The sequence below is a fragment of the Pseudomonas sp. S2_A05 genome (assembly GCF_054668485.1).
The window spans coordinates 763,564-776,475 of the sequence record NZ_CP162775.1 but is presented as its reverse complement, the minus strand read 5'-3'; the positions used below and the strand labels follow the sequence as shown (position 1 = coordinate 776,475).

Sequence of the window (12,912 nt, the reverse complement as noted above, 5' to 3'; positions counted from 1 at the left end):
AGGACTTTCGATGAAGGCGCTGCCCCGGCTCTATCTCGCGCTGCTCGGCCTCGGTTACGGACTGGCCCTGAGCTACGGCCAGCTCGGTTGGCTGGCGTTGATCTCCGTCGGGCTTCTGTTGTTCGCCGCATTCGCCGTGCGTCAGCAAGAGGTGCCGGTCGCGCGTTGGCTCGGCCATGGCCTGTTCATTGTTTTAGCGGTGGCACTGGCGCTGCACTGGCTGCCGGGCTTCGCCAACGGCCGGGTGATCAATCCGCAACGTTTCACTGACAACGCCGTGCCGTTCGCGATGTACTTCAATCTCGACAAACCGCTGGTGGGCTTATGGTTGCTGCTGGTTTGTCCGTGGATCGTCGCGCGGCGATCGTTGCGCCTGACGGTCTATGCCACCGCCCTCGCCCTGACGCTGTGCGCGATTCTCGCCCTCGGCGGCGCGCTTTTACTTGGCGTGATCGCCTGGGCACCGAAATGGCCGGATCAGGCCTGGCTGTGGGTGCTGAACAATCTGCTGCTGGTGACGCTGGTCGAGGAAGCGCTGTTTCGCGGCTATATACAGGGCGGGCTGAGCCGTCGCTTCAAGCACCTGCCCTACGGCGACAATCTCGCGCTGCTGTTGGCCTCGCTGTTGTTCGGTCTGGTGCATGTCGGTGCTGGCTGGACCTGGGTGTTGCTGGCGGGACTGGCCGGGGTCGGCTATGGTCTGGCCTACCGTTTCGGCGGACTGGGCGCGGCGATCGCCACCCATTTCGGCCTGAATCTGTTGCACTTCGGTCTGTTCACCTATCCGATGCTGGCCAGTTGATGCAAGCGCGGTTCTGCGACGCCGTACTTAATTCTGAAAAAAAACTTCAATAAAAACCTGTCAGCGCCGACAACCTTTCAAAGCCTTGCGGATTGAAAAACCATGCGTAACAACCAGCCCATTACACAACGCGAGCGGACCTTTCCAGCTCAGCAACGGTTGATTTCCACCACCGATGCCAAGGGCATGATCACCTACTGCAACGACGCGTTCGTTGAAATCAGCGGGTTTTCGCGAGAGGAACTGATCCGTGCGCCGCACAATCTGGTCCGTCACCCTGACGTGCCGTCGGCGGTGTTCTCGCACATGTGGGGCACACTGAAACAAGGCTTGCCATGGATGGGCATCGTCAAGAATCGCTGCAAATCCGGTGACCACTATTGGGTTAACGCCTATGTCACACCGGTGTTCGATGGCAGCCAGGTGATCGGTTACGAGTCCGTGCGCGTCAAGCCCACCGCCGAACAGATCCGCCGCGCCGAAGCGCTCTACCAACGCATCAACCAGGGCAAGTCGGCGATTCCTTCGACGGACAAATGGCTGCCGCTCCTGCAGGACTGGCTGCCGTTCATTCTGGTCAGCCAGCTGAGCTTCATGATCGGCGCGACGCTGAACTCGCAGTGGGGCTTCGCCCTCGCCGCCGGTTTGTCGGTGCCGCTGGGCCTGATGGGCCTGCAATGGCAGCAACGCGGGCTCAAGCGCCTGCTGCGCCTGGCCGAACAGACCACCTCCGACCCGCTGATCGCGCAGATGTACACCGACAGCCGTGGCGCCCAGGCGCGTCTGGAAATGTCGATCCTCAGCCAGGAAGCACGCCTGAAAACCTGTCTGACCCGCCTGCAGGACACCGCCGAGCACTTGACCGAACAGGCCAAGCAGTCCGACGCCCTGGCGCACAACAGCTCAACCGGCCTGGAACGCCAGCGCGTGGAAACCGAACAGGTCGCCACCGCCGTCAACCAGATGGCCGCCACAACCCAGGAAGTCGCCAGCCACGTACAGCGCACCGCTGACGCCACCCAGGAAGCCAACCGCCTGACCGGCCGCGGCCGCGACATCGCCGGGGAAACCCGCGAAGCGATCCAGCGTCTGTCGGTGGTCGTCGGCGAAACCGGCCTGACCGTGACGCAACTGGCCAAGGACAGCGACGAAATCGGCGGCGTGGTCGACGTGATCAAAGGCATCGCCGACCAGACCAACCTCCTCGCCCTCAACGCTGCCATCGAGGCTGCACGTGCCGGTGAAATGGGCCGTGGTTTTGCGGTCGTGGCTGACGAAGTCCGCCAACTGGCGCAACGCACCAGCGAGTCCACTGGGCAGATTCACGCCCTGATCGCCAAGTTGCAACAGACCGCCTCCAGCGCCGTGCAAACCATGGAAGCCGGCCATCGCCAGGCTGAAGAAGGCGTGGCGCGGGTCTTGGAAGCGGATCAGGCGCTGGTCGGCATCAGCGAAGCAGTGGCCAACATCACCGACATGACCACCCAGATCGCCGCCGCGACCGAAGAGCAAAGTGCCGTGGCTGAAGAGATCAGCCGCAACATCAGCAATATCTCGGAACTGGCCGATCAGACCTCGGAACAAGCGCACAACTCGGCGTTGCTCAGTGAAGAACTGACGAAGACGGCCAACACGCAGTATTCGTTGGTGGCGCGGTTTAACCGCTGATTGGAAGGCTGGAATGAAAAAACCCGGATGGCGTGAGCTTTCCGGGTTTTTTGTTGTGTCAATGAACTACTCAATAGGATTTGAGTAGGTTGAGACTGCGCTTGAGTAGTTCAGTCTTGCATTGCGCCGCCTGCCAAACCGAGACATCTAATATTGAACTTCATCAGAAAGTTTTGCGCTGCACATTCGGAAATCCTGGCGAAAATCCACAGAATACAGCGTATGTCTACTGTCAGGTCTTACAGTAGACATTCAAGTTTCAGGGGCATATCTATAAATCGTTGAACAGATGGTTTTCATCATCACGATATGACCAAGGAGCTAAAAAATGAGCAAACATAGCATCCTCATCCCAAAACCAGGTGCCATTGCAAAACAGTCTAATGTTTTCACTTGGCAATTCGGCACCAACCCTGAAACAACGGCCACTATAATTTCTTTTGAGTTACGTCATTTTATTCCGACGGGCGAAAAGAGCTGGTCAATCTCAGGATCTACAGGAACGCTGGAGGAGAAGAACATCTTTCTCTACTCTTTCTCGATCCCCTATACCAGTGACGCCCCGTTCCATAAAACCTATACGCTAGAAGACGGGCTGACATTCCAGCACGGCCACTCGTCACCTGGACCCTCTGGGTTTTATGGATTTACTTATGTTGATGCTGATGAAGCCACGGTCACTATCGACATCCATCCCACCAAGGGGATTGCTAAAGGTACATTTGAAGCAAAGTTCAAAAGCCATGGATACCGAACGCAGCCTATAGGTACTTTCAACTTGCTTAGGGATGATTTGTGATTTTTCGCGACAACGTTTCGATCAGATTGCATCCCCGCCCTTTCAGCCGTATGGCGCTTCGCGAGCAGGCTCACTCCCACACTGGATCTGCGCTGATCACAGATTAGGTGCCAGACACCAATCCCCTGTGGGAGCGAGCCTGCTCGCGAAGAGGCCATAACAGCCAGCGAAATTATTGAGGCAACTTCAGCTTATCCAGCAGTCGATTGACCAACTGTTCGTTGAGCATGATTACCTGTTGCAGCGCCAGCAGTGGTTTGCGTTCCGGGCCGCCTATCGAGTTGGCGATGTTACCGGCCATGGCATGCGCGTATGAAAGCGACTCGCAGGCTTCGATCAACAGGGTTTCGTCATCCAGCGTGGGGTCCACGACATAGATCGGGCGATATTTTGGAGAGCTTGGTGGAGCGGCCAGATCTTCGGGTTTGAGGTAGTAATCGAGGGCGCGGTCGGTGGCTTCCTGGATTTTTTGCGGATCGAGAGCGCGGTCGTGGGGGGTGGCGGGTTGGGGGTGACTTTGAACATGGGCGTACTCCGGTTTCGAATATTGGGAGCCAACACCCTCGCTACCAAACGAAAGGTGGTGGTCATACGCAGGTTGGTAGACCGGTCGAAACAGGAAACCCGGCGCTCACAAAGGAGCCCCACGCATGCCCACCATAAAAGTCGAGCCCCGAAACGGGACTGCATACGGTGACGCTATACAACGGTTTCGACGCGGGCTACCAAACCCCATCACTGTTTCTCAGTGACAGACAAACGATATAGCCCGCCGCCTAGACGCGTAAGCCGGCGGATTCTGGCGTAGGCGTAGGCAATGGCGCAAGGAGTTGTAGCCGGGATGGCGTAACGGGTCGTGTAGTTTAAACATTGGTATTTGATGATGTTTAAGTTCAGAGATTGCCTCTGACAGGCAGGTGGTTTGATGTCGTCTGGAAGGGAGCTTTCGCGAGCAGGCTCGCTCCCACATTTGGATCGGGTACATCAGTGGGGGATTGGTCGACTTGGAGGCTGCCATCGCTGGCAAGCCAGCTCCCACAGGGATTTGGTCCAAAAGGTAGAGATTGGTCGACTGGGAGACCGCCATCGCGAGCTGGCTCACTTCTACAAGGAGCGCGGTGTACATCAGGAAGAATCAGGTCGGCTGTCAGGCCGCCTTCGCGAGCAGGCTCGCTCCCACATTTGGATCGGGTACATCAGTGGGGGATTGGTCGGCTTGGAGGCTGCCATCGCTGGCAAGCCAGCTCCCACAGGGATTTGGTCCAAACGGTAGAGATTGGTCGACTGGGAGACCGCCATCGCGAGCAGGCTCACTCCTACAAGGAGCGCGGTGTACATCAGGAAGAATCAGGTCGGCTGTCAGGCCGCCTTCGCGAGCAGGCTCGCTCCCACAGAAAAGCAAGGCAGCGCAGCTGCCCGCGGCGAAGCCGCACCACTCAACAATGAGCGCAAGCTCGAGTGCTCTTGATCTTGATCCACCGGCGACGTCGGAAGGCTGAGTGGAGGGATTGATCCGGGGGTGGGAGCGTAGCGACCGTCTGGCGCAGCCAGACACAGCGGAAGGAGGTGCAGCGAAGCAAACCGGAGCCGCTGCGCCCGGATCAGTCCCGGAGCGAAGGAACCCGAGCCTGCGAGGGCCGAACGCAGGAGCTAGCGTTTTTTGCTTACTTTTTTAGGCGCTTGTAAAAAAGTAAGTCGCCGTCAGGCGAAACCGCCAGCCGCAGCTCCCAAAGCAACGGATATGCCCCCAAGAGCAAGATCAAAAGCTAGCCCCCTCACCCCAACCCTCTCCCCCAAGGGGGCGAGGGGGAAAGGGAGCAGGTCTTCATGCAACGCAAAATCCCGGCCCGGCTCAAAATCAGTCACCGAGAAATTCAGCCACCTTCTGCGCAGCACCCGCCAAATGATCGGAATGCGCAAAGCCAGAAGCCTTGAGCGGCTTCAAATCATGATCCCCCGCCACCAACCAAAACACCTCAATCCCCGGCGCTAACGAATAGCCCTCAACCGCCTCGCGATTCCCCAGAGCGTCCCGCTCTCCCTGCACAATCAACGCCCGCGTGCGCAACGAAGCCAAATGCTCAACCCGCGGTTTCTCCGGCTTCCCCACCGCATAAAACGGATACCCCAGACATACCAACGCATCCACCCCCAACTCATCCGCCACCAGACTCGCCATCCGCCCGCCCATCGACTTGCCGCCAATCGCCAACGGCCCAGCGACATGACGCCGCACAACCGCAAACACCTCCCGCCAACATTCCTGCAACTTGCCAGCAGGATTCGGCGGCCGCTTAACCCCATCCACCCGCCGCTGCGCCATATAGGGAAACTCAAAGCGCAACACGTTGACCCCAAGCCCGGCAAGGCGCCCAGCCATGTCGTTCATCCACTCGCTATCCATCGGCGCCCCCGCCCCGTGCGCCAGAATCAGCGTTGCCGAAGCCTCACCAACAGCGGCATCCCAAAGCCACCCATGATCGAGCACACACTGCGCCCATTGATCCCCGTCAATACTGGCCTTGTGCTGTTTGTCCATGCTTGCCTCGCTTTTAGTCTGCCTATAACTCCAGGCGAAGGATTCGCGCCGTTTGCGCGCTCACTTCGGCTGAACCGTGGATGGGGAACCATGAACACTTCTATCAGTACCGCCTACAACTACAAGGTGGTCCGCCAATTCGCCATTATGACGGTGGTGTGGGGCATCGTCGGCATGGGCCTCGGGGTTTTTCTCGCGGCGCAATTGGTCTGGCCGGAACTCAACTTCAATTTGCCCTGGACCAGTTTCGGCCGTCTGCGCCCGCTGCACACCAACGCGGTGATCTTCGCCTTCGGTGGCTGCGCGCTGTTCGCCAGCTCTTTCTATTCGGTGCAACGCACCTGCCAGACGCAATTGTTTGCGCCGCAAATCGCCGCGTTCTGCTTCTGGGGCTGGCAACTGGTGATCCTGCTGGCGGCGATCAGCCTGCCGCTGGGTTACACCAGCTCCAAGGAATACGCCGAACTGGAATGGCCGATCGACATCCTGATCACCATCGTCTGGGTCGCCTATGCGATCGTGTTCTTCGGCACGATCATGCAGCGCAAAACCAAACACATTTATGTGGGCAACTGGTTCTTCGGCGCGTTCATCATCACCGTGGCGATTCTGCACATCGTCAACAACCTTGAGTTGCCGGTGAGTTTCACCAAGTCCTACTCGGTGTACGCCGGTGCAACCGACGCGATGGTGCAGTGGTGGTACGGCCACAACGCTGTGGGCTTTTTCCTCACCGCCGGTTTCCTCGGGATGATGTATTACTTCGTGCCGAAACAGGCCGAACGTCCGGTGTATTCGTATCGCCTGTCAATCGTGCACTTCTGGGCCTTGATCACCCTGTACATCTGGGCCGGCCCGCACCACTTGCACTACACCGCGCTGCCGGACTGGGCACAGTCACTGGGCATGGTGATGTCGCTGATCCTGCTGGCACCGAGCTGGGGCGGCATGATCAACGGCATGATGACCCTCTCCGGCGCCTGGCATAAGTTGCGCAGCGACCCGATCCTGCGCTTCCTCGTGGTGTCGCTGGCGTTCTACGGCATGTCGACCTTCGAAGGGCCGATGATGGCCATCAAGACTGTCAACGCCCTCTCCCACTACACCGACTGGACCATCGGCCACGTTCACGCCGGCGCCCTCGGCTGGGTAGCGATGATCTCGATCGGCGCGCTGTACCACATGATCCCGAAAATCTTCGGCAAAGCGCAGATGCACAGCGTCGGACTGATCAACGCGCATTTCTGGCTCGCGACCATCGGCACCGTGCTCTACATCGCCTCGATGTGGGTCAACGGCATCGCCCAGGGCCTGATGTGGCGCGCAGTCAACGAGGACGGCACGCTGACGTATTCCTTCGTCGAAACCCTGGTGGCCAGCCATCCGGGCTTTGTCGTGCGGCTGATCGGCGGGGCGATTTTCTTAAGCGGCATGTTCCTGATGGCTTACAACACCTGGCGCACCGTGCGGGCCTCGCAGCCTGCCGACGTCGTCGCTGCCGCGCAGATGGCCTGAGGAGTCCGCCATGAAACACGAAACGATTGAAAAGAACGTCGGCCTGCTGATGCTGTTGATGGTGTTCGCCGTGAGCATCGGCGGCCTGACCCAGATCATCCCGCTGTTCTTCCAGGACGTCACCAACAAACCGGTGGAGGGCATGAAGCCCTATACCGCGCTGCAACTGGAAGGTCGCGACATCTACATCCGCGAAGGCTGCGTCGGTTGCCACTCGCAGATGATCCGTCCGTTCCGCGCCGAAACCGAACGTTACGGGCACTACTCGGTTGCGGGCGAAAGCGTTTGGGATCACCCGTTCCTGTGGGGCTCGAAACGTACCGGTCCGGACCTCGCCCGGGTCGGCGCGCGTTACTCGGATGACTGGCACCGCGCGCACTTGTACAACCCGCGCAACGTCGTGCCGGAGTCGAAGATGCCGGCCTACCCGTGGCTGGTCACCCAAGCGGTCGACAGCAGCCACACCGAAACCAAGCTCAAAACCATGCGTACCCTCGGCGTGCCGTATACCGATGACGACATCAGCGGCGCAGTCGCCAGCCTCAAGGGCAAGACCGAAATGGACGCCCTCGTTTCCTACCTGCAAGTGCTCGGCACTGCAATCAAGAGCAAGAGGTGAGCCATGGTCATTGAAATGAGTGCAGGCCTGATTCGCGGTCTCGGCACGGTCGTGGTGTTCGTCGCGTTCGTCGGCCTGACCTTATGGGTGTTCAACCGCAAGCGCACCCCGGAATTCGCCGAAGCACGCCTGCTGCCGTTCGCCGACGAACCACTACCCGAAACAATTTCAGCCCCTGAAACAAGGAGTACCCGGCCATGACCACCTTCTGGAGTACGTGGATCTGCGTACTGACCATTGGCAGCCTGATCGGCCTGACCTCGTTGCTGATCGGCACGCGCCGGGGCGAGACCAAGGGCAGCGTCGACCAGACCATGGGCCACAGCTTCGACGGCATCGAGGAATACGACAATCCACTGCCGCAGTGGTGGTTCATGCTGTTCGCCGGCACGCTGGTGTTCTCGGTGGGTTATCTGATTCTCTATCCGGGCCTGGGCAACTGGAAAGGCATCCTGCCCGGCTATGAGGATGGCTGGACAGGCGTGCACGAATGGGAAAAGGAAATGAACAAGGCGGACGCCCGGTTCGGGCCGATCTTCGCCAAATTCGCGGCGATGCCGCTGGAAGAAGTGGCCAAGGATCCGCAGGCGCTGAAAATGGGCGGTCGTCTGTTCGCCTCCAATTGCTCGGTGTGCCACGGCTCGGATGCCAAGGGCGCGTTCGGCTTCCCTAACCTTGCCGACAGCGACTGGCGCTGGGGCGGCGATGCCGAGACGATCAAGACCACCATCATGGGCGGCCGCATGGCGGCTATGCCGGCCTGGGGCGAAGTGCTCGGTGAGGCCGGGGTGAAAAACGTTGCCGCCTACGTGCGCCACGAACTCGCCGGCCTGCCGCTACCTGCCGACAGCAAGGCAGACCTGCAAGCCGGGCAGCAGGCGTTCAGCACCACGTGCGTGGCTTGCCACGGCGCAACTGGCCAAGGCACCCCTGCCATGGGCGCACCGAATCTTACCCACCCGGCCGGCTTCATTTATGGCACCAGCCTGACCCAACTGGAGCAGACCATTCGCCATGGTCGTCAGGGGCATATGCCAGCGCAGAACGAATTGCTGGGCAACGATAAAGTGCAATTGCTCGCCGCTTATGTGTACAGCCTGAGCCACGGATTGAACACAGAAAAACTGATAACTGAAGACAACAAGAAATAGCAATTGCGTACACCACTGCCGCAGCTTTCTCGCTGCGGCAGTTTCCCGCCCCTTTGCGACGCATTGTCGCACCCCTTGGATCCCCTCCTTTCGGAACCCCGGATTCGGGTCTACGCTTCATCGAAGCGGACCGGCTGAAGTCGGTTTCCAGATCAATCCCGAACGATGCGCGCCGTGAAACGGTTGATGGATTCGCCGCAAACGCAGGTAGATAACGGCTGTTGCGCCGATTGCCCGCAATTTCCCGATCACGACCTGTGAACGGGCACCGTTGACGGCGATCCGAATTGCGAGCTTTTTACGCACACTGCGACATTTTGTCAGAGGCCATTTTTGACCCTACGCGGCGCATGGAAAGGCCGCAGAATCAGCGTTGGAAAGCATTGACCCAGGTCATGGCGCGTTGCAATGACCCCCTGCTTTATACATACTTGCGGCCGATTTTATCCCTATAAAAATACCCAAACCGTGGAACCTTAGAATGAGCACAGCAATCAGTCCGACTGCTTATAACTATAAGGTAGTCCGCCAGTTCGCCATCATGACGGTGATCTGGGGGATCCTTGGCATGGGGCTCGGTGTCTTCATCGCCTCGCAACTGGTCTGGCCGGAACTGAACTTCGGTCTGCCGTGGACGAGCTTTGGACGCCTGCGCCCGTTGCACACAAACCTGGTGATTTTCGCCTTCGGCGGTTGTGCACTGTTTGCCACTTCCTACTATGTCGTGCAGCGAACCTGCCAGACGCGACTGATTTCCGACAGCCTCGCAGCCTTCACCTTCTGGGGCTGGCAAGCGGTCATCGTCGGCGCAATCATTACCTTGCCGCTGGGTTACACCACCACCAAGGAATACGCCGAGCTGGAATGGCCGATCGCCATTTTGCTGGCCATTGTCTGGGTCACCTACGGTCTGGTGTTCTTCGGCACCATCACCAAGCGCAAAACCAAGCACATCTATGTGGGCAACTGGTTCTACGGGGCGTTCATCGTGGTCACCGCGATGCTGCACATCGTCAACCACATGTCGCTGCCGGTCAGCCTGTTCAAGTCGTATTCGGCCTACTCCGGCGCCACTGACGCGATGATCCAGTGGTGGTACGGCCACAACGCGGTGGGCTTCTTCCTGACCACCGGTTTCCTCGGGATGATGTACTACTTTGTGCCGAAACAGGCCGAACGCCCGATCTACTCCTATCGTCTGTCGATCGTGCACTTCTGGGCGCTGATCACCCTGTACATCTGGGCCGGCCCGCACCACCTGCACTACACCGCCCTGCCGGACTGGGCACAATCGCTGGGCATGGCGATGTCGATCATCCTCCTGGCGCCAAGCTGGGGCGGCATGATCAACGGCATGATGACCCTGTCGGGCGCCTGGCATAAGTTGCGCACCGACCCGATCCTGCGCTTCCTCGTGGTATCGCTGGCGTTCTACGGCATGTCGACCTTCGAAGGGCCGATGATGGCGATCAAAACCGTCAACTCGCTCTCGCACTACACCGACTGGACCATCGGCCACGTCCACGCCGGCGCCCTCGGTTGGGTAGCAATGATCTCGATCGGCGCGATCTACCACATGATCCCGAAACTGTTCGGCCGCGCGCAGATGCACAGCACCGGGCTGATCAATGCGCACTTCTGGCTTGCGACCATCGGTACTGTGCTCTACATCGCGTCGATGTGGGTCAACGGCATCACCCAGGGCCTGATGTGGCGTGCAATCAACGATGACGGCACCCTCACCTACTCGTTCGTCGAAGCGCTGCAGGCCAGCCACCCGGGCTTCATCGTCCGCGCGCTGGGCGGTGCTTTCTTTGCCAGCGGCATGCTGCTGATGGCTTACAACGTGTACCGCACTGTCCGTGCGTCGGATCCGGTTGAAGCCGAAGCCGCCGCCAAGATTGCCGTCGTTGGAGCTCACTGATGAAGCATGAAGCTGTCGAGAAGAATATTGGCCTGCTGGCCTTCTTCATGGTCATCGCCGTCAGCGTCGGTGGTCTGACCCAAATTGTTCCGCTGTTCTTCCAGGACGTCACCAACAAGCCGGTCGAGGGCATGAAGCCACGTTCGGCGCTGGAACTGGAAGGCCGCGACGTCTACATCGCCAACGGTTGTGTCGGCTGCCACTCGCAGATGATCCGCCCGTTCCGCGCTGAAACCGAACGCTATGGCCACTATTCGGTCGCCGGTGAAAGCGTCTGGGACCACCCGTTCCTGTGGGGCTCCAAACGTACCGGCCCGGATCTGGCCCGTGTGGGCGGTCGTTACTCCGATGACTGGCAACGTGCGCACTTGTACAACCCGCGCAACGTGGTCCCCGAGTCGAAAATGCCGGCTTACCCGTTCCTCGTGGAAAACAAGCTCGACGGCAAGGAAACCGCGAAAAAAATGGAAGTCTTGCGCACCCTCGGCGTGCCTTACACCGACGAAGACATCGCCGGTGCACAGGATGCCGTGAAGGGCAAAACCGAAATGGACGCGCTGGTGGCCTATCTGCAAGGCCTGGGCACCATCATCAAAAGCAAACGGTGAATCTGATGGATATCGGGATGATTCGAGGCCTGGGCACCGTTGTCGTGATGGTGGCCTTCATCGGTCTGGCCTTGTGGGTGTTCAGCCCCAAGCGCAAGTCGGAATTCGACGATGCGACCATGCTGCCTTTTGCCGATGATCCCGAAGCCATCAAGCACGTCGAGCAAGCTTCTAGGAGTAACAAAGAATGACTACATTCTGGAGTCTGTACGTCACAGTCCTCAGTCTCGGTACGATCTTCGCCCTGACCTGGCTGCTGCTGTCGACCCGCAAGGGCCAGCGCAGCGAACAGACGGACGAGACGGTCGGCCACTCCTTCGACGGGATCGAGGAGTACGACAACCCGCTGCCGAAATGGTGGTTCATGCTGTTCGTCGGCACCATCATTTTTGCCCTGGGTTATCTGGTGCTGTACCCGGGTCTGGGCAACTGGAAAGGTCTGCTGCCGGGCTACAACTATCTGGATACCGAGAAACAGACCGCGTTCGCCAACGGCCAGACCGGCTGGACCGGCGTCCACGAGTGGGAAAAGGAAATGGCCCGTTCGGACGCGCGCTTCGGTCCGATTTTCGCCAAGTTCGCGGCGATGCCGATCGAAGAAGTCGCCAAGGATCCGCAAGCACTGAAAATGGGCGGCCGTCTGTTCGCGTCCAACTGCTCGGTGTGCCACGGTTCCGACGCCAAGGGCGCCTATGGCTTCCCCAACCTGACCGACGCCGACTGGCGCTGGGGCGGTGAGCCGGAAACCATCAAGACCACCATCATGGGCGGCCGCCACGCGGTGATGCCGGCGTGGGCGGAAGTGATCGGTGAGCAAGGCGTGGCCGATGTGGCTGCTTACGTGGTGACCAATCTCGACGGCCGTAAATTGCCGGAAGGCACCAAGGCCGACCCGGCCAACGGCCAGAAACTCTTCGCCGCCAACTGCGTGGCTTGCCACGGCCCTGCCGGCAAAGGCACGCCGGCCATGGGTGCGCCTGACCTGACCCATCCGGGCGCATTCATCTACGGCTCGAGCTTCGCGCAACTGCAGCAGACCATCCGTTACGGTCGTCAGGGCCAGATGCCTGCGCAGGAACAACTGCAGGGCAATGACAAGGTGCACCTGCTGGCGGCGTATGTTTACAGTTTGTCCCATGGTGAAAAAACACCGGAGGCGAAGGCTGAGTAAGGCCAACGCTTGAAGCAAAAAAGGCCCCGCCAATGAGAATTGGCGGGGCCTTTTTTCATGCTGGCATTCATGATTCGAAACGCTTGCTCAATGGACCTGAGCTGCGATGCAAGGTA

General features: G+C 59.3%; 12 protein-coding genes and 1 pseudogene. 11 read left to right on the top strand and 2 right to left on the bottom strand.

The window, feature by feature from the left end:
- The first annotated feature begins 10 nt into the window (after positions 1–10).
- The 3 genes from AB4O12_RS03600 to AB4O12_RS03590 all read left to right on the top strand — a co-directional run bounded on the left by AB4O12_RS03600 (position 11) and on the right by AB4O12_RS03590 (position 3,269).
- The gene (locus tag AB4O12_RS03600; RefSeq protein ID WP_460060350.1) at positions 11–802 is read left to right on the top strand and encodes a CPBP family intramembrane glutamic endopeptidase; all 792 of its coding nucleotides are present in this window, start codon (positions 11–13) and stop codon (positions 800–802) included.
- 102 nt (positions 803–904) lie between these two features.
- Positions 905–2,470 carry a methyl-accepting chemotaxis protein gene (locus AB4O12_RS03595; protein ID WP_305382569.1) on the top strand — a complete coding sequence of 522 codons (1,566 nt, stop codon included), beginning with the start codon at positions 905–907 and terminating at the stop codon, positions 2,468–2,470.
- Between the two features lie 328 nt (positions 2,471–2,798).
- Positions 2,799–3,269 carry a hypothetical protein gene (locus tag AB4O12_RS03590; protein ID WP_052392185.1) on the top strand — a complete coding sequence of 157 codons (471 nt, stop codon included), beginning with the start codon at positions 2,799–2,801 and terminating at the stop codon, positions 3,267–3,269.
- A 172-nt stretch (positions 3,270–3,441) separates the two neighbouring features.
- Here the strand turns inward: AB4O12_RS03590 and AB4O12_RS03585 are convergent.
- Both AB4O12_RS03585 and AB4O12_RS03580 read right to left on the bottom strand, forming a co-directional pair.
- A pseudogene (locus AB4O12_RS03585) lies at positions 3,442–3,794 on the bottom strand (DUF6124 family protein).
- Between the two features lie 1,333 nt (positions 3,795–5,127).
- Entirely contained in the window at positions 5,128–5,808 is a 681-nt protein-coding gene (locus tag AB4O12_RS03580) for an alpha/beta family hydrolase (protein ID WP_375123363.1), read from the bottom strand.
- 90 nt (positions 5,809–5,898) lie between these two features.
- Between AB4O12_RS03580 and ccoN (AB4O12_RS03575) the strand changes: the two genes are divergently transcribed.
- The 8 genes from ccoN (AB4O12_RS03575) (at position 5,899) to ccoP (AB4O12_RS03540) (ending at position 12,796) form a co-directional block, all read left to right on the top strand.
- Entirely contained in the window at positions 5,899–7,323 is a 1,425-nt protein-coding gene (gene ccoN / locus AB4O12_RS03575) for a cytochrome-c oxidase, cbb3-type subunit I (RefSeq protein WP_217850964.1), read from the top strand.
- Between the two features lie 10 nt (positions 7,324–7,333).
- Positions 7,334–7,942 carry a cytochrome-c oxidase, cbb3-type subunit II gene (gene ccoO / locus AB4O12_RS03570; protein WP_056784249.1) on the top strand — a complete coding sequence of 203 codons (609 nt, stop codon included), beginning with the start codon at positions 7,334–7,336 and terminating at the stop codon, positions 7,940–7,942.
- A gap of 3 nt (positions 7,943–7,945) precedes the next feature.
- Positions 7,946–8,143 carry a cbb3-type cytochrome oxidase subunit 3 gene (locus AB4O12_RS03565; protein WP_016773878.1) on the top strand — a complete coding sequence of 66 codons (198 nt, stop codon included), beginning with the start codon at positions 7,946–7,948 and terminating at the stop codon, positions 8,141–8,143.
- Complete coding sequence (gene ccoP / locus AB4O12_RS03560; RefSeq protein ID WP_460060349.1) at positions 8,140–9,093, top strand: cytochrome-c oxidase, cbb3-type subunit III; 954 nt, start codon at positions 8,140–8,142, stop codon at positions 9,091–9,093. Before AB4O12_RS03565 ends, ccoP (AB4O12_RS03560) begins: the two co-directional genes overlap by 4 nt.
- A 481-nt stretch (positions 9,094–9,574) precedes the next feature.
- Positions 9,575–11,017, top strand: coding sequence for a cytochrome-c oxidase, cbb3-type subunit I (gene ccoN / locus AB4O12_RS03555; protein ID WP_460060347.1), 1,443 nt, complete (start codon positions 9,575–9,577; stop codon positions 11,015–11,017).
- Complete coding sequence (gene ccoO, locus AB4O12_RS03550; protein ID WP_007917161.1) at positions 11,017–11,625, top strand: cytochrome-c oxidase, cbb3-type subunit II; 609 nt, start codon at positions 11,017–11,019, stop codon at positions 11,623–11,625. The genes ccoN (AB4O12_RS03555) and ccoO (AB4O12_RS03550) overlap by 1 nt, the downstream gene beginning before the upstream one ends.
- 5 nt (positions 11,626–11,630) lie before the next feature.
- Complete coding sequence (locus AB4O12_RS03545; protein ID WP_016775513.1) at positions 11,631–11,816, top strand: CcoQ/FixQ family Cbb3-type cytochrome c oxidase assembly chaperone; 186 nt, start codon at positions 11,631–11,633, stop codon at positions 11,814–11,816.
- Complete coding sequence (gene ccoP, locus AB4O12_RS03540; protein ID WP_150741399.1) at positions 11,813–12,796, top strand: cytochrome-c oxidase, cbb3-type subunit III; 984 nt, start codon at positions 11,813–11,815, stop codon at positions 12,794–12,796. Before AB4O12_RS03545 ends, ccoP (AB4O12_RS03540) begins: the two co-directional genes overlap by 4 nt.
- The last annotated feature ends 116 nt before the right edge of the window (positions 12,797–12,912 follow it).